General features: G+C 43.3%; 22 protein-coding genes. 13 read left to right on the top strand and 9 right to left on the bottom strand.

The genetic code is table 11. From position 1 onward, the window contains the following. The first annotated feature begins 132 nt into the window (after positions 1 to 132). On the top strand, positions 133 to 1,446 hold the full coding sequence (locus AAHJ11_RS18315; protein WP_148367109.1) for an aspartokinase: 1,314 nt from the start codon (positions 133 to 135) through the stop codon (positions 1,444 to 1,446). Between the two features lie 36 nt (positions 1,447 to 1,482). Here AAHJ11_RS18315 and AAHJ11_RS18310 read toward each other — a convergent pair whose 3' ends face one another. After that, positions 1,483 to 2,823, bottom strand: coding sequence for a sigma-54-dependent transcriptional regulator (locus AAHJ11_RS18310; RefSeq protein WP_148367108.1), 1,341 nt, complete (start codon positions 2,821 to 2,823; stop codon positions 1,483 to 1,485). A 129-nt stretch (positions 2,824 to 2,952) separates the two neighbouring features. Here AAHJ11_RS18310 and AAHJ11_RS18305 point away from each other — a divergent pair, with 129 nt between their 5' ends. From AAHJ11_RS18305 to AAHJ11_RS18290, 4 genes are all read left to right on the top strand, one after another. Continuing rightward, positions 2,953 to 5,460, top strand: a complete 2,508-nt coding sequence (locus AAHJ11_RS18305; RefSeq protein WP_148367107.1) for an FAD-dependent oxidoreductase — start codon at positions 2,953 to 2,955, stop codon at positions 5,458 to 5,460. 31 nt (positions 5,461 to 5,491) lie between these two features. Next, positions 5,492 to 5,845: a MarR family winged helix-turn-helix transcriptional regulator gene (locus AAHJ11_RS18300; protein ID WP_148367106.1), complete on the top strand. Its 354-nt coding sequence runs from the start codon at positions 5,492 to 5,494 to the stop codon at positions 5,843 to 5,845. Positions 5,846 to 6,068: 223 nt separating this feature from the next. Then, positions 6,069 to 6,704, top strand: coding sequence for a DUF4136 domain-containing protein (locus AAHJ11_RS18295; RefSeq protein ID WP_074558601.1), 636 nt, complete (start codon positions 6,069 to 6,071; stop codon positions 6,702 to 6,704). Positions 6,705 to 6,719: 15 nt separating this feature from the next. After that, positions 6,720 to 7,346, top strand: a complete 627-nt coding sequence (locus AAHJ11_RS18290; RefSeq protein ID WP_413579972.1) for a porin family protein — start codon at positions 6,720 to 6,722, stop codon at positions 7,344 to 7,346. A gap of 87 nt (positions 7,347 to 7,433) precedes the next feature. Here AAHJ11_RS18290 and AAHJ11_RS18285 read toward each other — a convergent pair whose 3' ends face one another. The 3 genes from AAHJ11_RS18285 to AAHJ11_RS18275 are packed head-to-tail and all read right to left on the bottom strand — an operon-like array spanning position 7,434 to position 12,094. Then, a complete protein-coding gene (locus AAHJ11_RS18285) occupies positions 7,434 to 10,445 on the bottom strand; it encodes a glycoside hydrolase family 3 N-terminal domain-containing protein (protein WP_320979243.1) in 3,012 nt (1,003 codons plus the stop codon). Next, a complete protein-coding gene (locus tag AAHJ11_RS18280; RefSeq protein ID WP_148367104.1) occupies positions 10,442 to 11,281 on the bottom strand; it encodes a bifunctional metallophosphatase/5'-nucleotidase in 840 nt (279 codons plus the stop codon). The genes AAHJ11_RS18285 and AAHJ11_RS18280 overlap by 4 nt, the downstream gene beginning before the upstream one ends. A 27-nt stretch (positions 11,282 to 11,308) precedes the next feature. Continuing rightward, on the bottom strand, positions 11,309 to 12,094 hold the full coding sequence (locus AAHJ11_RS18275) for a 5'-nucleotidase C-terminal domain-containing protein (protein ID WP_148367103.1): 786 nt from the start codon (positions 12,092 to 12,094) through the stop codon (positions 11,309 to 11,311). Positions 12,095 to 12,249: 155 nt separating this feature from the next. Between AAHJ11_RS18275 and rplS the strand changes: the two genes are divergently transcribed. Beyond that, positions 12,250 to 12,603: a 50S ribosomal protein L19 gene (rplS, locus tag AAHJ11_RS18270; RefSeq protein ID WP_022011470.1), complete on the top strand. Its 354-nt coding sequence runs from the start codon at positions 12,250 to 12,252 to the stop codon at positions 12,601 to 12,603. A gap of 270 nt (positions 12,604 to 12,873) precedes the next feature. Here the strand turns inward: rplS and AAHJ11_RS18265 are convergent, their stop codons facing one another. Continuing rightward, positions 12,874 to 13,854, bottom strand: a complete 981-nt coding sequence (locus AAHJ11_RS18265; RefSeq protein ID WP_117512773.1) for an ROK family protein — start codon at positions 13,852 to 13,854, stop codon at positions 12,874 to 12,876. Positions 13,855 to 14,033: 179 nt separating this feature from the next. Here AAHJ11_RS18265 and AAHJ11_RS18260 point away from each other — a divergent pair, with 179 nt between their 5' ends. The 6 genes from AAHJ11_RS18260 to msrB all read left to right on the top strand — a co-directional run bounded on the left by AAHJ11_RS18260 (position 14,034) and on the right by msrB (position 21,026). Further along, a complete protein-coding gene (locus AAHJ11_RS18260) occupies positions 14,034 to 14,750 on the top strand; it encodes an ABC transporter ATP-binding protein (protein ID WP_117512775.1) in 717 nt (238 codons plus the stop codon). 79 nt (positions 14,751 to 14,829) lie between these two features. Beyond that, entirely contained in the window at positions 14,830 to 16,089 is a 1,260-nt protein-coding gene (locus tag AAHJ11_RS18255) for an ABC transporter permease (protein ID WP_117512777.1), read from the top strand. 4 nt (positions 16,090 to 16,093) lie between these two features. Next, positions 16,094 to 17,335, top strand: coding sequence for an ABC transporter permease (locus AAHJ11_RS18250; protein ID WP_148367101.1), 1,242 nt, complete (start codon positions 16,094 to 16,096; stop codon positions 17,333 to 17,335). Positions 17,336 to 17,464: 129 nt separating this feature from the next. Further along, complete coding sequence (locus tag AAHJ11_RS18245; protein ID WP_122136268.1) at positions 17,465 to 18,565, top strand: efflux RND transporter periplasmic adaptor subunit; 1,101 nt, start codon at positions 17,465 to 17,467, stop codon at positions 18,563 to 18,565. A 9-nt stretch (positions 18,566 to 18,574) separates the two neighbouring features. Continuing rightward, positions 18,575 to 19,912 carry a TolC family protein gene (locus tag AAHJ11_RS18240; RefSeq protein ID WP_148367100.1) on the top strand — a complete coding sequence of 446 codons (1,338 nt, stop codon included), beginning with the start codon at positions 18,575 to 18,577 and terminating at the stop codon, positions 19,910 to 19,912. Between the two features lie 85 nt (positions 19,913 to 19,997). Continuing rightward, positions 19,998 to 21,026 (top strand): peptide-methionine (R)-S-oxide reductase MsrB, encoded by a 1,029-nt coding sequence (msrB, locus tag AAHJ11_RS18235; protein WP_234133690.1) that lies wholly within the window; start codon positions 19,998 to 20,000, stop codon positions 21,024 to 21,026. Between the two features lie 138 nt (positions 21,027 to 21,164). Here the strand turns inward: msrB and AAHJ11_RS18230 are convergent, their stop codons facing one another. Further along, complete coding sequence (locus tag AAHJ11_RS18230; RefSeq protein WP_195649919.1) at positions 21,165 to 21,680, bottom strand: DUF3836 domain-containing protein; 516 nt, start codon at positions 21,678 to 21,680, stop codon at positions 21,165 to 21,167. Positions 21,681 to 22,039: 359 nt separating this feature from the next. Between AAHJ11_RS18230 and AAHJ11_RS18225 the strand changes: the two genes are divergently transcribed. Then, positions 22,040 to 23,989, top strand: a complete 1,950-nt coding sequence (locus AAHJ11_RS18225) for a biosynthetic peptidoglycan transglycosylase (protein WP_320982668.1) — start codon at positions 22,040 to 22,042, stop codon at positions 23,987 to 23,989. Positions 23,990 to 24,019: 30 nt separating this feature from the next. Here AAHJ11_RS18225 and AAHJ11_RS18220 read toward each other — a convergent pair whose 3' ends face one another. The 3 genes from AAHJ11_RS18220 to AAHJ11_RS18210 are packed head-to-tail and all read right to left on the bottom strand — an operon-like array spanning position 24,020 to position 26,813. After that, positions 24,020 to 25,417 (bottom strand): hypothetical protein, encoded by a 1,398-nt coding sequence (locus AAHJ11_RS18220; RefSeq protein ID WP_413579968.1) that lies wholly within the window; start codon positions 25,415 to 25,417, stop codon positions 24,020 to 24,022. 14 nt (positions 25,418 to 25,431) lie between these two features. Beyond that, positions 25,432 to 26,115, bottom strand: coding sequence for a DUF4476 domain-containing protein (locus AAHJ11_RS18215; protein WP_195649922.1), 684 nt, complete (start codon positions 26,113 to 26,115; stop codon positions 25,432 to 25,434). A gap of 26 nt (positions 26,116 to 26,141) precedes the next feature. Beyond that, entirely contained in the window at positions 26,142 to 26,813 is a 672-nt protein-coding gene (locus tag AAHJ11_RS18210) for a DUF4476 domain-containing protein (RefSeq protein WP_195649923.1), read from the bottom strand. Between the last annotated feature and the right edge of the window lie 85 nt (positions 26,814 to 26,898).

Below are 26,898 nucleotides of genomic sequence, written 5' to 3'. Positions count from 1 at the left end.
CAATATTAACAGATTGATTTATAGAGATATACCATATTCTAAAGCTAAAGAATGATTCTTAAATATCTTTCTCTTTTGAAAAAGGGCATATCATTTTGAAAAGAGTAGTAACCAATAAATAACCAGATAACAATGAAAGTTTGTAAATTCGAGAAAATTAAAGATGAGGATGAAATGAAGCAAGTAATCAATTGTATTCAGAAAGAACATCCTTATGTAGCTGTAGTCCCTATATTGGCACAATTACAGGAGTGGTTACAGGCTATTTCCATCAGTTGGTTTCACGAAGAAGATGAAGCTTCTCATGCCACAGTCAATGCCATCGAAACATATTGCTGTGCCCTTGCCAATCATCTCATTACAGATTCGCACCTAAATCAGGAAATTAAAAACCGGATTCTGGAATGCATAAAGAAAATACATATACTTGTAGAAGACAAAGCAGATTTACTGATTGATAAAATGATAAAAGCAGAAGTATACGGATTATCCAGCGATTTATTCACTTATTGCTTACGTCAACAGGGTCTTCGTACCCAAACATTAGATACCGGCAAACTTATACAGATCAACCTGGAAAGAAAGCCGGATATCCCATATATTCAGGAATCTATCCAACAATACATTGACGAGAACCGGAATGTAGATATTTTTATCGCCCCACTTTCCATTTGCAGGAATGTGTATGGTGAAATAGACTTCATGAGCGAACAACGCAACGATTACTATGCAACAGTGCTTGCCACCCTATTCAAAGCGGACGAAATACTGTTATCCACCCCTATCAACCATATCTACGCAAACCGGAATTGCCTGCGAGAACAACATTCACTAACCTACATAGAAGCCGAACAACTGATTAACAGCGGAGTACACCTGCTCTACGCAGATTGTATCACCCTTGCGGCACGCTCTAATATAGTTATCCGCCTAACCGATACACACGATCTGTCAACAGAACGCCTCTATATATCTTCCCATGACACAGGCAACAGTGTCAAGGCCATCCTCTCACAGGATTCGGCTACCTTTGTACGTTTTACCTCATTAAATGTATTGCCCGGATATTTGTTTATGGGTAAGATATTGGAAGTTATCAACAAATATCAAATCAATGTCATCTCAATGGCCTCATCCAATGTATCCATCTCGATGATGCTGACAACCAGCCGGGACACCCTGCGAATCATTCAAAGGGAACTACATAAATATGCCGAAATGGTTATGGACGAAAATATGTCTGTGATACATATCATCGGCTCCCTTCATTGGGAACGCACACAAGTAGAAAGTCATATTATGGATACTATCAAAGATATCCCCGTATCTCTCATTTCTTATGGAGGAAGCGATCATTGTTTCACACTATCTGTACATACCACAGATAAAAACAGACTGATTAGTTCACTGTCCAGACAATTTTTCGAGAGTCAGTGCGCAGCCTGACTCAAAGCCGGATAAAAAGAAACCGGAAATGTATGCTTAGATTTTATATTCCTCTATCTTCCGGTACAGGGTGGTAAGTCCGATTTTCAACAAACGGGCAGCTTCCGTTTTATTCCCTTTCGTATATTCCAACACACGTGCAATATGTCTGCGTTCCATTGCGGCCAACTCAAAACAGCCTACACTATCGTCCGAACATTCATAATGAGTGTTCTGGATTTCCAAAGGAAGGTCGCAGATATCCAGCCGTCCCCCTTCACATACAATCAGGCTACGCTCAATCACATTTCTCAATTCACGGATGTTCCCTTTCCACGGCTGTTGTTCCAGAGCTTCCAGAAAAGCAGGAGTCATCTCATTGATGGCATACGAAAGTTTTTCGGAGAAACTCTTGGCGAAAGCAGTTGCAAGAATCCGGATATCACCGGTACGTTCACGGAGCGAAGGAAGATGCACCTGAAAAACCGAAAGACGATAAAACAAATCTTCACGGAAATGTCCTGCTTTGATCTCCTCCTGCAGGTTGCGGTTGGTAGCAGCAATGATACGCACATTGACTCTTGTCGGCTTGGTATCACCGATCTTTATATATTCTCCTGTTTCAAGGATACGCAGTAACTTTGCCTGCAGTTCGAAAGCCATCTCTCCGATTTCATCCAGAAAGATCGTTCCGTTATTAGCTTCTTCAAAAAGTCCTTTCTTATCTTTCAGTGCACCGGTAAACGAGCCGGCCTTATGTCCGAACATCTCGCTTTCGAGCAATTCTTTGCTGAAAGACGAACAGTTGACCGCCACAAAATTCTGTTTGCTCCGTTTACTACTATAATGTATAGCTTGCGCAAAGACTTCCTTTCCTGTTCCTGTTTCCCCCGTCAGTAATACGGGAACATCTGTCACAGACACTTTCTGCGCCAGAGATACAGCCTCTTTCAACACCTTTGACTCACCCAGAATAGAATCGAACGAGTACATCTGCCCGACTTTCTTTTCCAGTTTTTCCAAACGGACATTCATCTTTGCTTTCTCCACGGCACGGCTGATTAAAGGGATAATCTTGTTATTATCATCTCCTTTTGTTATATAATCAAATGCACCGTTTTTAATAGCCTGCACCCCGTCGGGAATATTGCCGTGAGCAGTAAGAAGAATCACCTCTACATTGGGAGCTATTTTCTTGATGTTCAACACCAGATCCACTCCATTTCCATCAGGAAGAAAAACATCGCATAAAGCTATGTCGGGCGATTGAATTTCCAGTTGTTTGATGGCAGCTTTGCAATCACCTGCCTGACACACTTCATAGCCCTCAAGTTCCAGCATACGAGCTAAAAGACTGCGAATCTGGACTTCATCGTCAATAATAAGAATTTTATTCATACAATTTATCTACATTAAATAGAAGAATGAAAAACAGGGTGCGCAAATATAGTTTTTTTATCTGAATCCATGAACATTTCTTCGATACAGTTTGTTATTTCCGCAGGAAACTATTTACGCTATAAACAGATGAAAATAATTATTATTGGGGGAGTTGCAGGAGGAGCCACCACTGCTGCCCGAATCAGACGAGTAGATGAAACAGCTGAAATTGTCCTTTTAGAAAAAGGAAAGTACATATCATATGCCAATTGTGGCCTACCCTATTATATAGGAGGAGTGATAGAGGAACGGGATAAATTGTTCGTGCAAACACCCGAAGCCTTTTCTACACGCTTCCGCGTAGATGTACGCACAGAAAATGAAGTGATTTTCATTGACCGGAAAAGAAAAACAGTGACTGTCCGCCAAAGCAGTGAAGATACTTATGAAGAGAGCTATGATAAGTTAGTCATATCTACCGGAGCCTCTCCGGTACGCCCCCCTCTTCCCGGAATCGACCTAAGTGGAATCTTCACACTAAGGAATGTCACCGACACAGATCGGATCAAAGAATATATCAAGAACCACGCCCCACGAAAAGCTGTTGTCGTAGGAGCCGGATTTATCGGCCTTGAAATGGCGGAAAACTTACAGGCACAGGGAGCGAAAGTATCGATTGTGGAAATGGGCAATCAAGTGATGGCCCCTATCGACTTTTCGATGGCATCACTTGTTCACCAACATCTGATGGATAAAGGAGTAAACCTCTACTTGGAACAAGCTGTCGCCTCTTTTAGCCGGGATGGAAGAGGATTGAAAGTTACTTTCAAGAATGGCCAGTCAATTTCTGCCGACATCGTTATTCTATCTATCGGCGTCCGCCCGGAAACTAATCTGGCACGGGCTGCCGAACTGACTATCGGCCCTGCAGGAGGTATCGCCGTAAACGATTACCTGCAAACCTCTGACGAGTCTATTTATGCTATCGGTGACGCGATCGAGTTCCGCCACCCGATCACGGGCAAACCCTGGCTCAACTATCTCGCCGGACCTGCCAACCGTCAGGGACGTATCGTTGCGGACAATGTCCTCGGAGCAAAGATTCCTTACGAAGGCTCTATCGGTACTTCAATCGCAAAGGTTTTCGACATGACCGTTGCTTCAACCGGCTTACCCGGCAAGCGTCTGCGTCAGGAAGAGATAGACTATATGTCGTCTACCATTCATCCCGCTTCCCATGCCGGCTACTATCCGGATGCCATGCCGATGAGCATTAAAATCACTTTCGATAAAAAGACAGGAAGATTGTATGGCGGACAAATCGTCGGTTACGATGGGGTGGACAAACGGATTGACGAACTCGCACTTGTCATCAAGCACGAGGGAACAATCTACGATCTGATGAAAGTTGAACAAGCGTATGCTCCTCCGTTCTCTTCGGCCAAAGATCCGGTAGCACTGGCAGGATATGTAGCTGAAGACATAATCACAGGTAGAACCAATCCTGTATACTGGAGAGAACTGCGGGACATTGAAATGGAAAATAAATTCCTGTTGGATGTCCGCACCCCGGATGAATTTTCATTGGGTAGCTTACCGGGTGCCGTGAATATTCCGTTGGATGAACTTCGCGACCGGTTGGCAGAATTGCCGAAAGATAAAATGATTTATACATTCTGTGCGGTGGGGCTACGGGGCTATCTTGCTTACCGTATACTGACACAACACGGATTTGACAAGGTACGTAATCTCTCGGGAGGGTTAAAGACTTATCGGGCTGCCACTGCTCCCATCATCATACGGGAAGAAAATGGAAACGAAACAGACGAATCACCCATACAGCAGGAAACTGCTTCCCAAGCCAGTCAGCCCAACGTTTCTACAGCTCCCGTCACTACTGCTGCAACTGATGTTTCCGCTACCCCCGCCAAAACAGTCCGGGTGGATGCCTGCGGGTTACAATGTCCCGGTCCGATTCTGAAAATGAAGAAAACAATGGATACACTGGTTTCAGGCGAACGGGTGGAAATCACCTCTACCGATCCCGGTTTTCCGCGCGACGCCGCCGCATGGTGCAGTTCGACGGGTAATCAACTGATTTCGAAAGATACCTCCGGAGGAAAATCTATTGTTGTCATAGAAAAAGGAGAACCAAAATCGTGCAATATTGTTACTTCATGTGAGGGCAAAGGAAAAACCTTCATCATGTTCAGTGATGATTTGGATAAAGCCTTGGCTACTTTTGTACTGGCAAACGGCGCAGCGGCTACAGGACAAAAAGTCACCATCTTCTTTACTTTCTGGGGACTGAACGTTATCAAGAAGTTGCACAAACCGGAAACCGAAAAGGATATTTTCGGAAAAATGTTTGGTATGATGCTGCCTTCCAGCTCCAAGAAACTGAAACTTTCTAAGATGAGCATGGGCGGAATGGGCGGAAAAATGATGCGGTATATCATGAACAAGAAAGGGATTGATTCACTGGAATCTTTGCGCCGGCAAGCTTTGGAAAACGGTGTGGAATTTATCGCTTGCCAGATGTCAATGGATGTGATGGGAGTAAAACAAGAAGAACTTCTGGATGAGGTGACCATTGGCGGCGTAGCAACGTATATGGAACGGGCGGATAACGCAAACGTTAATCTATTTATTTAAAAAATGAACTAATAAAATATTCAAATAAGGTATGAAAACAATATGTGCAATGCGTGATGTATTCAAAGCAATGGGAAACTTTGAAACAGCATTTGAAAAAATGTACCAGATAACGCTAAATGAAGCAATGATATTGTGTGCCCTCAAAGAGGCATCGGAGAAAGTGACGGCTACCAATCTGTCCAAGCAAACCGAGCTAAGCCCCTCACACACATCCAAAATGCTGCGAATACTGGAGGAAAAAGGGCTGATCATCCGGTCGCTCGGAAGTGAAGACCGGAGACAGATGTACTTCCACCTGACCCATACGGGCAAGCAACGAGTAAATGAACTGGAACTTGATAAGGTAGAGATACCCGATCTACTTAAACCCCTGTTTAAATAAACGGATTTTCAAACAATTATCTGTAAATAATGAACGGTGAGCAAACTCCCTGATAATGGGGCAGAGTGCTCACCGTTTTTCTTTAAACAGGGCAAAAGATATATGTTAATTTTCCGGCAAAAGAAATTTCCATCTGAACCTTTTTCCACCTTTCTTGTTGTTTCTATCAAAAGCCCAAGGTACCTGGGCGCGATTTTTATATAACCTAAACATTATAAAAGATATGAAGAAATTAATTCCTATTTTATTGGCGGTCTTTGCACTCGCTTCATGTGAAAAAGACCCGGACATGGGTAAGCTGGATGACAATTATCTGGTATACACTAACTACGACAAGAAAGCCGATTTCAAAGTTCCTACATTCTATCTGGCACCCCAGATTCTGGTGATTAGTGACAGTAAAGAACCGGAATATCTCGAAGGCGAAGGCGCAGAACAAATTCTGGCTGCTTATACAGACAATATGGAAGCTAGAGGTTACGAAGCGGCAGCCGACCAGGAAAGTGCAGATCTTGGTATCCAAGTGAGCTACATCGCAAGTACTTATTATTTCACCAGCTACGCACAACCTGAATGGTGGTGGGGTTATCCCGGATACTGGGGACCTGGCTACTGGGGTGGCAACTGGGGTGGCGGATGGTACTACCCGTACGCTGTAACTTACAGTTATAGTACTAACTCCTTCCTGACAGAAATGGTGAACTTGAAAGCTGAACAAGGGGACAGTAAAAAACTGCCTGTTGTATGGACAAGTTATCTGACCGGATTTGAGACTGGTTCCAAAGCTATCAACCGCACTCTCGCAGTAGAAGCTGTCAACCAATCATTCACTCAGTCACCTTATCTTACTAACAAATAAACAACTACAACTGTTATGAAAACAAGAAAAAATATATACTTCAAGGTAGTAGCCTTGGCGGCTATTGCCATCGCCTTCGCTATGCCGGCTAAGGCACAGTTATCAGACAACGGATATGCGAATATAGACTGGCAGTTCAACGCTCCATTAAGTATTCACTTTGCAGATAAAGCAAGCGGTTGGGGTATGAACTTCGAAGGTGGTTATTTCGTTACTCCTAACATTGGCTTGGGTCTTTTCCTGAACTATCACAGCAACCACGAATATGTAGGCCGCGAAACCTTCCAAATGGGTGCCGGTGAAGTTACTACCGACCAACAGCATACTATTTTCCAATTGCCTTTCGGTGCTGCTGCACGTTACCAGTGGAATCGTGGCGGGTCTTTCCAACCTTATGTCAGTGCTAAATTAGGTGCTGAATATGCAAAAGTCCGCTCTAACTTCAATATGCTGGAAGCAAGAGAAAACAGCTGGGGATTCTACGCTTCTCCTGAAGTAGGTATCAATGTATTCCCATGGGTTTACGGACCGGGCTTGCACTTTGCTTTGTACTACAGCTATGGTACCAACAAGGCTGACGTACTGCATTACAGTGTAGACGGATTGAGTAACTTCGGTTTCCGCTTGGGTGTATCGTTCTAAAAAGAACTGCAACTATCAGAATATTACGTTAATAATAAAAAAGGTAAAAGGTAGCTTTTAATATAGGCACCTTTTACCTTTCTTTTTTTATTTTTTCTTCATCGCATCATAAATAGCTCCCTGTATTCGCTCACGAATGTGCAGCTGGTTCAATTTGCGGTTCGTTACGTCCGGATAAATCCGGTTGCTAAGGAATACATAAACCAGTTCATTCACCGGGTCCACCCATGCACATGTACCGGTAAATCCGGTATGACCATACACTTCGGCAGGTGCGGCAGGAGCACAATTCCCTTTCTTCGGATCATCTGCATCGGGCTTGTCAAAGCCTAAACCACGCCGGCTGATCTTCGATGTTTCAGTAGTAAACAACTGACAGGTTTCCTTACTCAGATAGCGTTGACCGTCTATTTCCCCTCCATTCAGCAACATCTGATAAACGCGGGCTACATCACGGGCAGTAGAGAAAAGTCCGGCATTTCCGGCCAATCCGCCAAAGAAAGCGGAAGCCTCATCATGCACAAATCCCTGCAAAATTTCTTTACGCAAGAAACGGTCTTTATTAGAAGGAACAATTTCCGACTTGGCAAAACGGCGTAAAGGCAAATAACCAGTATGCTCCAACCCCATCGGTTCATAAAACTCACGTTGCAAATAGGCTTCCATAGACATACCGGCCAGTTGTTCCACCAACATTCCCAACAATATAAATCCTACATCACTATATACATAGCGTTTCTGCTTTAACGGAGCTTCTGCTATTTTCTCTTCTATCACCTTCCGGAAAGAACGGTTTAACCACAAGCTGTCACAGATCTGAACAATATAATCACCGGTTTTAACGGAAGAGACATATTCACTCTTGAACTTGAATTTCGGATTCGCCCATGAGGTGGTCCCCAACCGTAACGGATGGTGTGCATCTTTTCGTGCACTGAATAACCTTCCATCATAGCTATCCTTGTCAATAGCTTCCTGGTAGAAAGGAATCCAGGAGGGTAAACCGGATTGATGATACAGAATTTCCTGAATCGTTATATCTTTCTTATCAGTACGTTGCAAGAACGGCAAATGATCCGAAATCTTATCTGTCAGATTAAAACGTCCCTTATCATAGAGTTTCATAATGGCAAGCAAAGTACCCGTCGTTTTTGAAAGGGAAGCCAGATCGTAAATATTCGTAGATTCGACACGAGAACTTCCTTTGCCCGTATAAGTACCGAAAGCCTTGTCGAACATAATATGACCGTTTTTCAGCACCACCACCTGGCAACCGGGATAGGCTCCCTGACGAATACCATCCAATGCAATGGAATCAATCCGTTTAAGATGAACAGAGGAAAGCCCGTATTCTTCCGGAACGAAATGCAACGGTGTTTTGGGAGTAATGGTCACTCCTGCTCCCGCCGGGAACAGCTCTCCCAAACTTGCCGACAGCTGCCCGTCTGCAGATGCCTTGGCAAATAACACATCTGCTACCTGCCGCTGTACATCACTATTATAACTATGTCCCAGCACAACTGCCGAAGCATGAGCCACCGCCCGCTGAATCTGCAACATCATCTTCCCGGGAGTAAAAAACAGATAAATGGCCGGGCTTTCGGGAACAAACTTCGCAAAGAAAGGCTGATAAGGAGCCAGCCGCTGTTCGCTGACGGCTACAATGATCCGTTTATAGGTAGACAGAGAATCACGCAACCGCTGATTTACCCCTTCCGGTTGATTGGCACGAAGGGAAAAACGAGCCAAAGACGTATAGCGGGAAAGTTGTTTCGCCAACGCATCAGTTTCTCCGGGATCTCCTACCTCGAGCAATGCAATCGTCTGCTCTTTGTCTGTATGCAGAGGGAGAATATGATTCTTGTTGTTCAGAACTGTTATTGCCGCTAAATTCAACCGACGAACCAAATCACGCGTTTGCGGACTGTTGATCCGTTGTTCCAGACCGGATAATTGTACATACGACTTTTTCTTGAGTCCCAACACATATTTATAAGTCAAGACCTTGCGGCATTTGCTTTCAATATCTTCGCGGGTCAACTCCCCTTTTTCAATGGCTTCCAATACGGCCGGTATCTCTTCCTTCAAGTTTCGGGGAGACAATACCATGTCATTACCTGCTTTCAAAGCCTGCAAACTGACATTTCCATTTCCCGCCACTCCTTTCATGGCAAGCGCATCGGTAAATATCAGTCCTTTGAACGCCAGTTCATCTGTCAGCAAATCGTATACGACATTGCGGGACAAGGAAGACGGAAGTCCACCAATCGGTTCTATCACCGGAACTTGCAAATGTCCTACCATCATACCGCCCAATCCGGCACGGATGGCTTCTTTAAATGGATAAAGTTCCACACTGTCCAGACGTTCACGAGTGAAAGGAAGTACCGGAAGCGCCTTATGCGAATCGACATCGGTATCTCCATGTCCGGGAAAGTGTTTGCACACAGATAAAACCCCTCCGCTTTCCAAACCGGAAGCATAAGCGATTACCTTGTCAGCCACCTGTATCGGATCTTCTCCAAAAGAACGGGTATTGATAACGGGATTTTTAGGATTTATATTCACGTCCGCCACCGGAGCAAAGTTGACCTGTACTCCAATCTGCCGGCATTGACGGGCAACTTCACGCCCGTATTCATAGAGCAGCTTGTTGTCACGGATACATCCCAATACCATATTCCGTGGAAAAACAGGCATGCCACGCAGACGCATGGCCAGTCCCCATTCTCCATCAAAGGTAATCATCAAAGGGACTTTAGCCTGCCGTTGCGCCCGGTTTGTCAGTTCAACCTGATTTTGCATCTTCCCACCGGAAAAGAGAAGTCCGCCCACTTTATAGGTGTCGATGACTTCACGCAACAGTTCCAGATTTCGTTTGGTATCTACCGGGGCAATGGTATAGATGAATAACTGCCCTACCTTTTCTTTAAAGGAAAGCTTATCCATAACCGAATCAACCCAGTGCCGGCAGTCCTTGTCCTGAAGGGCTTTATACACCAGCAGAGGTTCAACGGTTGTAGCATTTTGCGCCGGACTTGAAACCGTACCGGCTGCGATAAAGAATAAAAAAGTTACTATTGAGGGGATTATCTTCATTTATGTTTCAAAGTCAAATCGAGACGGCCTACACGAACACCATTTTTTCCCGTGTGCATAACAGGCACCTCTTTTCCGTCCATATTCAAGTATGTTTTGGGGCCTTTCATAAATGTATGAGAGTGCCCGCCCAGAATCACGTCGATATTGCGTGTCCCGGCAACCAGATGTTCATCCATTTGAATGCCCAGATGAGACAGGCATACTACCAAATCACAACCTTCTTCGTCTTTCAACAAAGCAGCAATTTCGTTGGATACGCGGATAGGATCTTCATAAACGACTCCTTCGCATTTATTAGCCTGGATCATCCCTTCCGGTTGGGTTCCAAGGCCAAACACACCAATTCTCAAACCATATTTCTCAAGAACGACGTAGGGTTTAACTATATCTTTCAATACCGTAGCATCCAGATTATAGTTGGCACAAACAACCGGGAAATTAGCCATCTTGAAAATGCGTTCCATATTATCCACATCGAAATCAAACTCATGGTTACCGATAGTCATAGCATCATAACCCATTTCATTCATTAGTTTAACTTCCACTTCTCCGCGGAACATATTATAATAAGGTGTTCCCTGCGAAATATCTCCGCAGTCGAAAAGCAGCACATTCTTATGCTCCTTGCGGAATTGTTCGAGAAAAGCAGCCCTACGAAGAAAACCGCCTTTGTTATAGTATTCGTCCCCCTTCTGGTTGACAGGTTCGATACGGCTATGCACATCGCTTGTTTGTAAAATAATCACTTCTTTGGTATCCTTATCTTGCGCAAAGATTGAGAAAGTAAAGCCCAATGCAAGACATAACAGGAATAATATCTGAAATCTTTTCATATTCAATATATTTTTAGATTCTCCTTTTTATTTTATGGTAATACGTCCATCCAGTTTGGAGGTAACCGCTTTGCCTTCGGCAGTCTGTTTGCGTACATAATCAAGAAATAGTCCGCGTAAGGTTGCATTTTCAGGGCATACTCTCTTTTCTGCCTGCAGAAAAGCATCCATCCGTCCGTTTCCATCTGCCAGATAGTCGATAGTAGCCACCGTGTAAAGCAGGTCATCCTTTAGTGGCTTTTCACCGACAAAGGCGTTCAGCAACTTTCCATCTTTGGTAATTTCAAGGCGGATACCGCTCACTCCTTCCCCATGTAAAGATGCAATCGCTTCAAAAAGACGTCTCAAGTCCGTCCCTTTCATAGTCAGCACGCAAAGGGAGTTCTCAAAAGGAAGAATTTCAAAAACATCTCCCACTGTGATATCTCCTGCAGGCAAAATATTTCGCAAGCCGCCCATGTTTACCAATCCCATATCGGCAGGTTTCCCCAACACCTGAACCGCCGCTTGTTGTAAAACACCTGCAACAAGGTTGGAAAGCAAGCTTTCAGGAGCTCCTTTTTCCATTTTCATCGCACTGGTACCGATGACTTCATACATCATCGCGTCCACCTTTTCCTTATAAGGCTTTAATATTTCGGCAGCTTTCGCGTTGGGATGGGTGTCCCAAACGGAATCAATCGTTATCATGCTACCCTCTACTTTAGTTACTTCGTACTGAGCCGTAGTCTCGCGTGCGGTCCGGCAGGAAGTAAACAGGAAGCCTCCTGCCAACGCTGCCACCATCAGATACTTTGCATAAGTCTGTTTCATGTTCGCTATTTTTAGATATGCTACAAATATACAAAAACATTTGGCTATCTGGCAAATAATTCGTTACTTTGCACCGCTTTCGCGCAATCGCTGTCAAGAGAAGAGATACTTGGTATGTTGCGTTGTAACGATGAAACAATTTAATAATAACAACAATGGATTTAATTAAAATTGCAGAAGAAGCATTCGCTACCGGAAAACAGCACCCGAGCTTCAAAGCAGGAGACACTGTAACAGTAGCATATCGTATTATTGAAGGTAACAAAGAACGTGTACAGTTGTACCGTGGTGTTGTTATCAAAATCGCCGGTCACGGAGACAAAAAACGTTTTACTGTACGTAAAATGTCAGGAACTGTAGGCGTAGAAAGAATTTTCCCAATCGAATCACCGGCTATCGATAGCATCGAAGTGAACAAGGTAGGTAAAGTTCGTCGCGCTAAATTGTACTACCTGCGTGCTCTTACTGGTAAGAAAGCTAGAATCAAAGAAAAAAGAGTTAACGGATAAGCCGAACTTTTCGATTCGAAATAAAAAAGGGAACTTCATTATGAGGTTCCCTTTTTTATTGTGCATTTTCTCAAACATTCTCATGCCTATGAGAAAAAATACTCATTGCAATGAGAATAATTTCTCATAGGTATGAGAATATTTTCTCACTACGGTGAGAATAACCCTTTGTCTGAATAAGCCGTACACGTCAGAAAGGACTAAATAAAACAAAGCCCCGAAAGTCATAAACTCCCGAGGCTTCATTACCTTTATTATAATAATGAAATGTTATTCTTTCAAATCTTTCAGTTCCCAAGCCAATGCACTGGCGCCCAATACAGCAGCATCAGAATCCTTCAATTCGGAAACGAGCAATTTAGTCTTGCCTTTATAGATATTCAGAATATTATCATCAATTGATTTCTGAATCGGCTTCATGATATAGTCACCGGACTTAGCCAAACCACCGAACAATACAATTGCTTCAGGACTGGAGAATGCAATAGCATCTGCCAGTGCTTCACCCAAGATGTTACCTGTAAAGCTAAAGATTTCCTGTGCCAGTTTATCACCTTGTACAGCTGCATCATACACATCTTTTGAAGTGATGTTTTCTGCAGGAATGTTACGAAGCAAGCTAGCATCCGTACGGGCAGCGAGGAATTCGCGGGCTGTACGAGCTACACCGGTAGCCGAGCAGTAGGTTTCCAGACATCCCTTACGACCGCAACCGCAAAGACGACCATCGCGACGGGCGATAACGTGTCCCAATTCACCAGCAAAACCGTCATGACCATACACCATCTGACCGTTGATAACGATACCGCTACCCACACCAGTACCCAGTGTAATCATGATAAAGTCTTTCATACCACGGGCAGCACCGTAAGTCATTTCACCGATAGCAGCAGCGTTTGCGTCGTTTGTCAAAGCAGTGGGAATACCCAGTCTTTCCTCAAACATGGCTGCCAACGGAAGAATTCCCTTCCAAGGCAGGTTCGGAGCAAATTCAATCGTTCCCGTATAGTAGTTACCATTCGGAGCACCGATACCGATACCTCTGATTTTATCAACACCACCATTAGCAATAATCAATGGAAGCAGACTTTTACACACTTCATCAGCGTATTCTTCCACTGTAGGGTAACCGGATGTTTTGATTGAACTGCTGGCAATAATAGTTCCGCGTGCGTCTACAATTCCAAAGACGGTATTCGTTCCGCCTATGTCAATACCTACTACGTAGGGTTTTTCCATGTTTGAATTCATGATACTTCTATTTAAAAGGGTTAGTTAATCATTAAGTTTACTGCACACAAATTACGTAAAGAAGATTGAGTCTACAAAATGTTTTTTGAAAAAAGTTCAACCTGTTTGCAACTTTTCGTATCTTTCACACGTCTAATAGTAGAAAATTATCAGAAAACAGAAACTAAATAAAGAAAATTGTGATACAACTAACGAATATCAACAAGACCTACAACAACGGAGCGCCTCTCCATGTACTTAAAGGTATCAATCTCAATATCGAACAGGGAGAATTTGTTTCTATCATGGGAGCATCCGGGTCTGGAAAATCAACTTTACTCAACATATTGGGAATCCTCGACAACTACGATACCGGAGATTATTATCTGAACAACGTACTCATCAAGAACTTGAGCGAGACCAAAGCTGCCGAATATCGCAACCGTATGATCGGATTTATCTTCCAGTCATTCAATCTGATTTCCTTTAAAAATGCCGTAGAGAATGTAGCACTTCCTTTATTCTATCAAGGAATAAGTCGCAAAAAACGGAATGCACTTGCATTGGAATATCTCGACCGCCTGGGTTTAAAAGACTGGGCGCATCACATGCCGAACGAAATGAGTGGCGGTCAGAAACAACGTGTGGCCATCGCACGGGCTTTAATCACTCAACCACAAATCATTCTGGCAGATGAGCCAACAGGAGCTTTGGATAGTAAAACTTCTGTAGAAGTAATGCAGATTCTGAAAGATCTTCATAAACAGGGAATGACGATTGTCGTTGTCACCCACGAAAGCGGAGTCGCCAACCAGACAGACAAGATTATACATATCAAAGATGGAATCATCGAACGTATTGAAGATAATATCGACCATGACGCTTCTCCTTTCGGAAAAGACGGGATTATGAAATAAGTATTAAGTATTAATTCCATGCGGCCACAGCGCAGCCTAATACTTAATACTTAATACTCATTACTTAATACTTAAAAAAATGATTGACATCTGGCAAGAAATATATAGTACCATCAAACGTAACAAGCTTAGGACTTTTCTCACAGGATTTGCCGTGGCATGGGGAATCTTTATGCTTATCGTCCTGCTAGGTGCAGGCAACGGACTGATCCACGCATTCGAGCAATCGGCTTCCGAACGTGCCATGAACTCCATCAAGATTTTTCCGGGATGGACCAGCAAATCATACGACGGACTGAAAGAAGGAAGACGGGTGCAACTGGACAATAAAGACATGGATGCTACCAGTCATTATTTCCCGAATCATGTCATCAAGGCCGGAGCAACCGTATGGCAGGGAGATGTAAATCTTAGCTTCGGGCAAGAATACGTCAGTTTGAGCCTTTCCGGCGTATATCCCAACCATACAGAGGTAGAAGTGGTGAAACTCTTCAAAGGACGTTTTATCAATGAGATTGATATTAAAGAGCGCCGGAAAGTAATTGTGCTCCATAAAAAGACAGCAGAAATTCTTTTTGATAAAACCCATACCGAACCAATCGGACAGTTTGTCAATGCCGGTAATGTGGTTTATCAGGTAGTAGGTCTCTACAATGATAAAGGAGATAGCGGTGACAGCGATGCATACATTCCTTTTACCACTCTTCAAACGATTTATAACAAAGGAGACAAGCTGAATAACCTGGTCATGACTACCAAAAATCTGGAAACAATTGAGGCCAATGAGGCTTTTGAAGCCCATTACCGCAAAGTATTGGGAGCCAATCATCGTTTTGACCCGACAGACCACAGCGCTATCTGGATCTGGAATCGGTTTACCAACTATTTGCAACAGCAGCAAGGCTCGAATATGCTACGTATTGCTATTTGGGTAATCGGTATCTTCACATTGCTAAGCGGAATCGTAGGAGTTTCCAACATTATGCTGATTACCGTAAAAGAACGTACCCGCGAATTTGGTATTCGTAAGGCTTTGGGAGCCAAGCCGCTTTCCATTCTCTGGTTGATTATCGTAGAGAGTGTCACCATCACCACCATATTCGGATACATCGGCATGGTAGCCGGTATCGGAGTGACCGAATGGATGAACAGTGCCTTCGGCAATCAGACAATGGATACCGGAATGTGGACGGAAACTGTTTTCCTGAACCCGACAGTAGATATAAGAATCGCCATACAGGCTACACTCACATTAATAATAGCTGGTACGTTAGCCGGATTATTCCCTGCCCGAAAAGCAGTCAGCATCCGGCCAATCGAAGCACTTAGAGCAGATTAAGACTATGAGAATAGACATGGATACGTGTGAGGAAATCCTCATCACCATTACAAGAAATAAGACGAGAAGTCTGCTGACTGCATTCGGTGTTTTCTGGGGAATCTTCATGCTCGTCGCCCTCATCGGCGGCGGACAAGGATTGGAAGACATGATGAAAAAGAACTTTGAAGGATTTGCCACCAATTCCGGTTTCCTTGCCTCGCAAAGAACGGGTGAGGCTTACAAAGGCTTCCGCAAAGGGAGATGGTGGAATCTGGAATCTACCGACATCGACCGTCTTCGCTCCCAAGTGAAAGAGGTGGAGATCATTACTCCGTCCGTAGCCCGTTGGGGTTCCAAAGCCGTATATGAAGATAAGAAATATGATTGTAGCGTGAAAGGACTGTATCCGGATTATCTCCACATTGAATCGCAGGAAATGGCATACGGCAGGTTCATCAATGAGGTGGATATAAAGGAAGCACGCAAAGTATGTGTCATCGGAAAACGAATTTATGAAAGTCTTTTCAAACCGGGAGAAGACCCGTGTGGCAAATATGTAAGAGTAGATGGCATTTATTATCAAGTGATTGGCATGTCTTCTTCCGAAGGTGATATGAATATACAGGGGCGGGCGTCAGAAGCCGTCACTCTTCCTTTCACTACGATGCAGCAGACTTACAACATGGGAGGACAAATCGATGTGATCTGTTTCACCGCGAAGCATGGAGTCAAAGTGTCTGAAGTACAACCCCAAATGGAACAGGTCATTAAAGCCGCACATTATATCTCTCCGGATGACAAACAAGCTGTCATGTGCCTGAATGCCGAAGCCATGTTCTCTATGGTCGATAACTTGTTTATCGGTATCAACATACTGGTTTGGATGGTAGGATTGGGAACTTTGCTGGCAGGTGCCATCGGCGTATCCAATATTATGATGGTGACCGTCAAAGAACGTACCACCGAAATCGGTATCCGCCGGGCGATCGGCGCACGACCGAAAGATATCCTGCAGCAAATTCTATCGGAAAGTATGGTACTTACTACCATTGCGGGAATGTGTGGAATTTCCTTTGCCGTCATGGTATTGCAACTGGTTGAGATGGGAGCAAATGCTGACGGAGGGGATGTCCGTTTTCAAGTTACTTTCGGACTGGCAATCGGCACTTGTGCGCTTCTGATTGCACTGGGCATGTTGGCAGGTCTGGCACCTGCTTACCGGGCCATGGCTATCAAACCGATTGAAGCAATCCGGGATGAATAAGGAGATTGGACGATTGGACAATTTACGATTTACGATTGAGAAATCATTGTAGAGCGGGTGTTGTTCAATTGTTTAGAGACGTAGAGATTTCAATCATCAATCGTAAATAATAAAATCATAAATAAAATCATGAAAAAGTATCTGAAAATCACATTATTGGTAGTCGTTGCTATCATTCTTGTCGGAACATTCGTATTCCTTTATCAGAAATCCAAGCCTAAGGTAATCACTTACGAAACAGTAAGACCGGAAATGACTGACCTCCAAAAAACGACAGTAGCTACCGGAAAGGTGGAACCGAGAGACGAAATTTTAATCAAACCGCAAATTTCGGGCATTATCGACGAAGTATATAAAGAAGCCGGACAAGCCGTAAGAAAAGGGGAAGTTATTGCCAAAGTAAAAGTAATCCCTGAACTCGGACAACTGAATTCTGCAGAAAGTCGTGTGCGCCTGGCAGAAATTAATGCAACACAGGCAGAAACGGATTTCGCCCGTGTGAAGAAGTTGTATGACGGTCAGTTAATCAGCCGGGAGGAATACGAGAAAAGTGAAGTGGCTTTGAAGCAGGCTCGCGAAGAGAGACAGACGGCCAAAGACAATCTGGAAATCGTAAAAGAAGGAATTACCAAAAACAGTGCCTCCTTCAGTAGCACGATGATTCGCTCTACCATTGACGGGTTAATTCTGGACGTACCTGTAAAAGCGGGTAATTCCGTGATTATGAGTAACACGTTCAATGATGGAACCACGATTGCTACGGTAGCCAACATGAACGACATGATTTTCCGTGGTAATATTGATGAAACAGAAGTGGGACGTATCCACGAACAAATGCCGATCAAGCTGACCATCGGAGCTTTACAGAATCTGACATTCAACGCCATTCTGGAATATATCTCTCCAAAAGGGGTGGAAACCAATGGAGCCAACCAGTTTGAAATCAAGGCTGCGATTACCATTCCGGATTCTGTTCAGATTCGTTCCGGATATTCGGCTAATGCGGAAATCGTGTTACAAAGAGCCAATCAGGTTTTGGCAGTGCCCGAAAGCACTGTTGAATTTAGTGGTGACTCTACATTTGTGTACATCATGACAGATTCAGTGCCCGAACAAAAGTTCCAGCGTACACAGGTGACTGCCGGTATGAGTGATGGAATCAAGATAGAAATCAAGAAAGGGGTAACCGTTCAGGACAAAATACGTGGTGCAGAGAAAAAAGATAAATAATTGAATCCTATGAAAATAATTCGTAAAACCATATCAGCCCTTCTGCTTGCCGGAGTCGGAATCACCTCCATCGAGGCACAGAACAACCTTTCGCAAGCGTGGACGCTGCGGCAATGTATCGACTATGCCATTGAGCATAATATAGAAATCCGTCAATCGGCCAACAATGTCGAAGCAGGCAAAGTGAGTGTAAACACCACTAAATGGGCACGTCTTCCGAATTTGAGCGGTAGTGCCAGCCAAAACTGGAGTTGGGGCCGTACCGCTTCTCCGATAGACAACTCGTATAGTGACATTAACAGTGCCAATACCAGTTTCAGCTTGGGAACAAACGTACCTATATTTACCGGTTTGCAATTGTCCAACCAATATTCACTTGCCAAACTGGATTTAAAAGCTGCCATAGAAGATTTGAATAAAGCCAGAGAAGATATTGCAATCAATGTCACTTCGGCTTATTTACAGGTTTTATTCAATCAAGAATTAAGTAAAATTGCTCATAATCAGGTCGATTTAAGCAAAGACCAGTTAAAACGTATTCAAGGTCTTCAGGGAGTGGGTAAGGCATCATCTTCTGAAGTGGCCGAAGCACAAGCCCGTGTCGCACAGGATGAAATGACTGCTGTACAATCAGACAATACGTACAAACTATCCTTACTGGATCTCACCCAACTCTTGGAATTACCCACGCCTGAAGGATTTGTACTCGAAAGTCCTAAGGAAGAATTAGAGTTCGAATCTCTCACTCCGCCGGATGACATATATACACAGGCACTTACTTACAAACCAAGCATTAAGGCTGCGGAATATCGTTTGCAAGGTAGTCTTAATAATATTCGTATTGCCCAAAGTGCATTTTATCCACAACTCTCTTTCAGTGCCGGTCTGGGAAGTAATTATTATACGGTAAGCGGAAGATCAGAGAGCAGCTTCGGCAGTCAGATGAAAAACAACCTGAATAAATATATAGGATTTAATTTGAGTGTTCCAATCTTCAACCGTTTTGCCACAAGAAACCGGATACGCACCGCTCGTTTGCAACAAATAGACTTATCCTTGAAGTTGGATAACAGTAAAAAAGTACTCTACAAAGAAATTCAGCAAGCCTGGTACAACGCTCTGGCAGCAGAAAGTAAATACAACTCCAGTGAAGTGGCAGTAAAAGCCAACGAAGAGTCTTTCCGCCTGATGAGTGAGAAATTCAATAACGGCAAAGCTACCTTTGTGGAATACAATGAAGCCAAACTTAATCTGACGAAAGCTCTTTCGGATAAGTTGCAGGCAAAATACGACTATCTGTTCCGGACTAAAATTCTGGACTTCTACAAAGGACAGGTCATTGAATAAAAAAGAAATAAAGTTGAGTTTAGTATAGTAGTTCCTTAAAACATATCCGTTGGTTCATTCGTTATTATAGAAAGAACTAACGGATATGAAGTATTTTATCGTCATAGTGATTATAATGATTAGTAATATATTTTTAGGAGTTGCTAAACCAATGAAGAATCAAGCAGAAATCTATTTTGCGGGAGGATGTTTCTGGGGAACAGAACATTTCCTGAAACAAATTCGAGGAGTAGAAAGTACTCAGGTAGGATATGCCAACAGTAATGTTGCCAATCCGAGTTATGAACAGGTCTGTTCCGGAAAAACCAATGCTGCCGAAACAGTAAAGGTGGTTTATGATCCGAAAACGGTAGATTTGAATTTACTGCTCGATCTATATTTCAAGACAATAGATCCTACCAGCCTCAACCGGCAAGGTAATGACCGGGGAACACAGTATAGAACCGGAATTTATTATGTAGATAAAGAAGATCTCCCTGTCATCAAGCAGGCAATTCAATTATTATCCGCACAATATAAAACTCCTATTGTCCTAGAAGTAAAGCCATTGACTAATTTCTATCCGGCAGAGACTTACCACCAGGACTATCTGGATAAAAATCCGGGTGGATACTGCCATATCAATCCTGCTTTATTCGAAATGGCACGCAAAGCGAATGCGCCGAAAGCTAAAGCGTATCAAAAAGCGGATGATGCAACCCTTCGTAAGGAATTGTCGGCGGAACAATATGCCGTAACCCAAAAGAATGCCACCGAACCAGCTTTCCACAATGAATACTGGAATGAGCATCGTCCCGGCATTTATGTAGATATTACTACCGGAGAACCTCTGTTTGTTTCTACTGACAAGTTCGATTCAGGTTGCGGGTGGCCAAGCTTTTCCCAACCAATTCAAAAAGATCTGATCGCAGAAAAGAAAGATACTTCGCACGGCATGATACGTACGGAAGTACGCAGTAAAACCGGAGATGCTCATTTGGGACACGTATTCACAGATGGGCCGAAAGAGAAAGGTGGATTACGTTATTGCATCAATAGCGCTTCACTTCGTTTTATCCCGAAAGATAAAATGAAAGAGGAAGGTTATGGAGAATATCTACCACTCGTTAAATAAATATTGAAGAGTTACAAAAGCTAATCATAACTGTTCATCAGATAAACAGAACGGTGGATTATCCCATAAGGAAATCCACCGTTTTTAATGTAGTTAAATTAAAAGAGAGAGAAGGAGTTTCACAACTCCGATTTATTTTTATCTGCTGGCAGTCAGCAGAGTTGCTTCATTAGTTGCCGGAGCAGACACATTCATAGCCCAGCTGGAACCGGATTCTTCAATCCATTTATCATTCCATTTGTAGTTCATATAAGCAACCGGCATATTAGCGTCGTTCAGTTCATAAACACTCTTTTCAACAGATGCGTCGTAAGCTCTGTGAGAGTCATTCCAACGTGCGTATACCAAAGTGATTTCATTAGATGAATAAGTATAATCAATCTTGAAGTACGGTATCCATTTTTCAATAGAAGCATCCCATTTGAAAGCTTCTTTGGAGGATATTCTCTTCTGATCGTCATAAGTAAAATCATATTTCATGTGGCGATAGAGAGAACCATCGAGTCTGTAAATCACTTTCGATACTACGAGATCATCTACTTTTTCTTCATTAGTAATGAAGTTATTACCCTGTGCCTTCACTGTTGCATTAGCGATTCCTGCAAATACCATAGCAACTAAAACGATCATTCTGAATAATACTGTAGTCTTCATAATTGTATATTTTTTATTTGTTCAACATTCTGTTTTTATTCTTCTGTTTATTAGACGGATCAAGCGTCTCAAACGGTTGCAACCTTCTGAAGTTTTTCTCATTTTTCTTCGTTGTCCGCTTGCGACTATAGAGATGCAACGAGCGTGCCAAAAAGATAACCAACTAATAATCAACGGAATCACAAAACAGAGCGGTGTACGAAAACGGACAGTTGTACGCTCAAAAGCGAACAACCAACCATTTTTCGTATTTTCTTTTTTCTACTGATGGATATAACTCTAAAAAAGAGGAAAATACTCCGCCTGTTGCCCGAATTATTATCTACCTTTGCAGCGATTATCACATCAAGAAAAAGAAGATGGAAACGTCCAGCAAAAAAAGAATTATCATTCTATCGGCTATCGGTATCTTGCTTACCAGCCTCATTTGTCTCTTTGCATTCCGCAATGTCATTTTATGCCATATCGTTGACAAACGAACTACACGTGCCGAACAAACATACGGTTTGCAAATTCATTATCAGGAGTTACGAATGAAAGGCTGCAATGAAGTGGCTTTACAAGGACTTTCTATTGTTCCCAACCAACGGGATACCCTCCTGACATTACAATCCGTCAATGTAAAACTAAGTTTTTGGGAATTGCTAAAAGGAGAAATCGAAGTACGGAATGTACTTATGAACGGGCTGGCAATCAACTTCATCAAGCATGACAGCATAGCTAACTACGATTTCCTGTTCTTTAAACGGCAACAAGAAGCAGCCCCCAAACCTGTCATAGAAAGTGACTATGCCAACCGTATTGACCGGATATTAAACCTCATTTACGGTTTCCTGCCTGAAAACGGGCAACTCAGTCAAATCAATATAACCGAACGTAAAGATAGTAATTTCGTTGCAGTCAACATTCCTTCTTTTATTATTGAGAACAATCATTTCCAATCAACCATTCAGATAAAAGAAGATACACTGCCTCAACAACTATGGGAAACGGCAGGCGAACTGAACAGAAGAGACTATACATTAAAAGCATCTCTCTTTGCCCCGGAAAAAAGAAAAATCTCACTACCTTATATTACCCGCCGTTTTGGAGCAGAAGTCACTTTCGACACCCTATCTTATAATATGACTAAAGATAAGCGTGCATCCAATCAACTGCTCCTCAAAGGAAAAGCGAGAGTGAACGGACTTGACGTATTTCATAAAGCCCTCTCTCCTGAAGTAATTCATCTCGATCGTGGACAACTCTGTTACGAGATGAACATCAGCGGGCACTCACTCGAGCTGGATAGTACGACCATTGTTGATTTCAACAAACTCCAGTTTCGTCCTTATTTGCGAGCCGAGAAAGAGAAAGGAAACTGGCATTTCACTGTTGCGGTCAACAAATCCTGGTTTCCGGCAGATGATCTGTTCAGCTCTCTCCCCAAAGGATTATTCAGCAATCTGGAAGGCATCAAGACAAGTGGCGAGCTAGCCTATCATTTTCTATTAGATATTGATTTTGCACAACTGGATAGTCTCAAACTGGAATCCGAACTGAAAGAGAAAGACTTCCGCATCACAAGCTATGGGGCCACTTCACTCTCCAAAATGTCCGACGAGTTCATTTATACAGCTTATGAGAACGGAATACCGGTGCGAACTTTTCCTATTGGCCCTTCGTGCGAACACTTTACACCATTGGATAGCATTTCCCCCATCCTAAGAATGTCCGTTATGCAAAGTGAGGACGGAGCATTCTTTTACCATCGCGGTTTCCTGCCCGACGCCCTACGGGAAGCATTGATTTACGACCTGCAAGTGAAACGCTTTGCTCGTGGAGGAAGCACGATCACCATGCAACTCGTAAAGAATGTATTCCTGAACCGTAATAAGAACTTTGCACGTAAATTGGAAGAGGCATTGATTGTATGGCTAATAGAGAATGAAAGATTAACTTCTAAAGAACGCATGTACGAAGTATATCTGAACATTGTTGAATGGGGGCCGCTCGTTTATGGTATTCAGGAAGCTTCTATTTATTATTTCAATAAACGCCCTTCACAACTGAACACGGAAGAAAGTATTTTCCTGGCTTCCATTATCCCGAAGCCCAAGCATTTCCGCAGCTCTTTTGCAGAAGGCGGACAGTTAAAGGAAAATATGGAAGGCTATTATAAGTTGATTGCCAAGCGGCTTGCACAGAAAGGAATAATAAGTGAAATCGAGGCGGATAGTATCCGCCCCGATATCCAAGTTACGGGCGCTGCCCGGAATAGTCTAGCCGGTGAAAACCCGGAGTCTAGTTCTCCTTCCGCTGAGGAGTAATGAGATTGATATAAATAATAAAGGAATAGGTTATCTTCTTGAACTGCTGCTGTTTCTTTCAGAGGAACGGGAAGAGCTTTTAGTGCTATTGCTTCTCGTACTTCCGGAAGAAGAGCGTCTTTCTGTTTGTCCGCTAGAGACATTGCTCCGGGTAGAGCTACCGCTACTCCGAGTAGAACTCGAGCTACCGCTACTCCGAGTAGAACTCGAGCTACCGCTACTCCGAGTAGAACTCGAGCTACCGCTACTCCGGTTAGAAGTGGCACTGCTGCTACGACTGGTAGTACTACCGCTACTGCGACCAGAATCACTGCGACTGGAGCTACTACGACTGGAACTACCGCGGCTGGAACTGGAAGAGCTGTTATTTCTATTATAGGAACTACTATCGTTTCGTCTACTTGAACTTTCTCTCGAACTGCTACTTGTTTTTCCACTTTCACGATTGGAGGAACTGGAACTAGTTGAACTTCCGCTTGTTGGTCTGCGATTAGAGCTTGAAGAACCGGAACCCGTTTCCGGACGACGACCAGAATTACGATCACTTTCTACTCTATTCGTATTCCCATTTTTATCAGGAGCAACATTGTTACCAGGTCTTCCACTTCCGGACGGTGTAGATGGTCTGACAGAAGTCGAAGGCCGATCTGCTCCAGATTCCGGACGGGGACGTGTCGACGTACCAGGTCTTGTTGTCGTTCCGGGGCGAGTAGAAGCATCAGGGCGAGTAGAGGTACTTGGGCGAGATGTACCAGGACGTGTTGTCGATGAACCCGGACGGGAAGAATTACCCGGACGTGTCGGTGCATTATGCGGACGAGTGGAAGTATTCGGACGGAACCGGACAGAACCGAAATCCGAACGACGATACGAGTGGAATACTCGCTGATCTCTCACCCGATGCGGTGCAGAATAATGGTTGAAATTAGTATATCTGCCCCGATAATAACTCACATGGTGAAAGTGCGGACGATAATGTGCTCCACAATAAGTACGGTAATGGTAAGGCACACCAAAATAAAACAAACTACGATTCGGGTAATTGACATAAACCCTGAAACTCCATTTCCCTCCGGTTACGTAGATCGGCCGATAGAAATACTCGGCATCGAGGAACCGGCGATACTGTGCATCACTCAATACCCAACGAAGATCGTCGTTACGGATATCCAGCGCTTCATAATAATCATCCAATGCCCATTCGTAACCACGTGCTACGTAATCCATGATATTACGGACAGAATAAATAAAGTCGTAATTAATCTCATACGCATCATTATATTGCTGTGTACTCAAGCTCAATTCATATGCCATCTTATCGGTAAGAAAACGCGTCTCCTTACGTACCTTGCTAGTGCTCATTCCAGCCATTACGGTCATATTGGCAGTCAGACCGACAGCAAAGAGTAAAAACAGTATTCGTTTCATAATTCAATCTCCTATCATTTATTATTCTGATGATATTCTCTGATAAACTTGTGCACCTCGTCTTTATATATGTTAGTGAATAAGATATCAATCACCTTGTTAAAATTCTGCTTATCCCTAACATACGGATACAACTTCTTCATCACCTCCACTTGATCGGGAGTATAAGAAAATTCTTTTACTATCGCCACACATTGAGTTGAATTGACATCATGGTTTTCCAGCATACTATTAATCAACGCCTTTTGGTCATCCCTCGGAATCGTAAATTTCAGCTTATCTATGAAGCTTTTAAACTCACTATCAGTCATTAAACGTATTTCCTTGACCGGCTCATTATTGTCGGGAAAGACCTGAACAGTATTACTGACTGGTGGAGGAATAACGACCGGATGCGGTGAAGGTCTGCCATAACCTTTGAACGTATCCATACTAACCACCTCTCTATTTACAAACTGAACGATTATCGTCACAGGTTCCGAAGTAAGTACAGGCGTACCGTTATCACGATGGAATTCCCATTCTTCCATATCACCGTCAAAACGCCGGAAATCAGGTTTTCCTAAAACGGACTCTACCTGCGATTGAGTCATTCCCTGATTTATACCCATCATCTGTTTGGTAGATACATAGCTGGTAAAACAGCCACTGACCAATATTCCCAACGCCAAACACAGCATAATATGTATCTTTTTCATAACCGTATCGTTTTTAGTTAATAGTATCAACGTTTACCGTACCCTATCATAAAATCCTTCATCTTTTCCTTGCTGGAGCTAAATGTCAGGGTATTAATCACCGTAAAGAAAGCTTCCTTATCTACAATCCGGGGATACATGATCTTCATAATCTCCATCCGGTCATCGTCGAATGTATACAGTTTGGTCAGTTGGAGACATTGGGCAGATGTGAAATCAGAACCAGCCAATGCAGCATTGAGCAACTTCATACGGTCATCTTTAAAAGGCTCATTCTTCATCTCTTTATAAAACGTTTGGAAGAGCTGATCGTTCATCACCCTGTTGTGACCATATCCCGGACGATGTTCTCCCTGGTCTGGACGGCCGGGTCTTTCCGGGCGTATGTTATCACGTCCGTCCACCCATATTTCTTTCACTCCTCTCCCATCAAAATAAACGAAATCTTTATATAATTTTTCTCCTTTCCATACTCGCTCTCCCGCACGGGTAAAGCGGGTGGCAAACACTTCAACAGTATAATGTCCGGGATTTAAATTGGCTATAAAGCAGGTAGTAGTGGGTAAACATATCTGGTTCCCTCCCAAGTAAACAAGAATCGGAGTATTCCCGCCATCGATACGGATTCCGTTAACAGACTGCGCTTGTAAAGAGAGGGCAGCGAACAGGATGCAGAAACTTATTATAATCTTACGCATAGCTTATCTAGTTTTTATTATTTATATCTTTAATCTGATAGCACAAAAATAGGGTGAGGAAACTCCCCACCCCAATGATTCTCTC

Origin of the sequence: Bacteroides sp. 90-K9/2, from assembly GCF_047310725.1 — a bacterium.
GTDB lineage: Bacteria > Bacteroidota > Bacteroidia > Bacteroidales > Bacteroidaceae > Bacteroides > Bacteroides vicugnae.
This window is presented reverse-complemented; position numbering and strand designations above follow the sequence as displayed.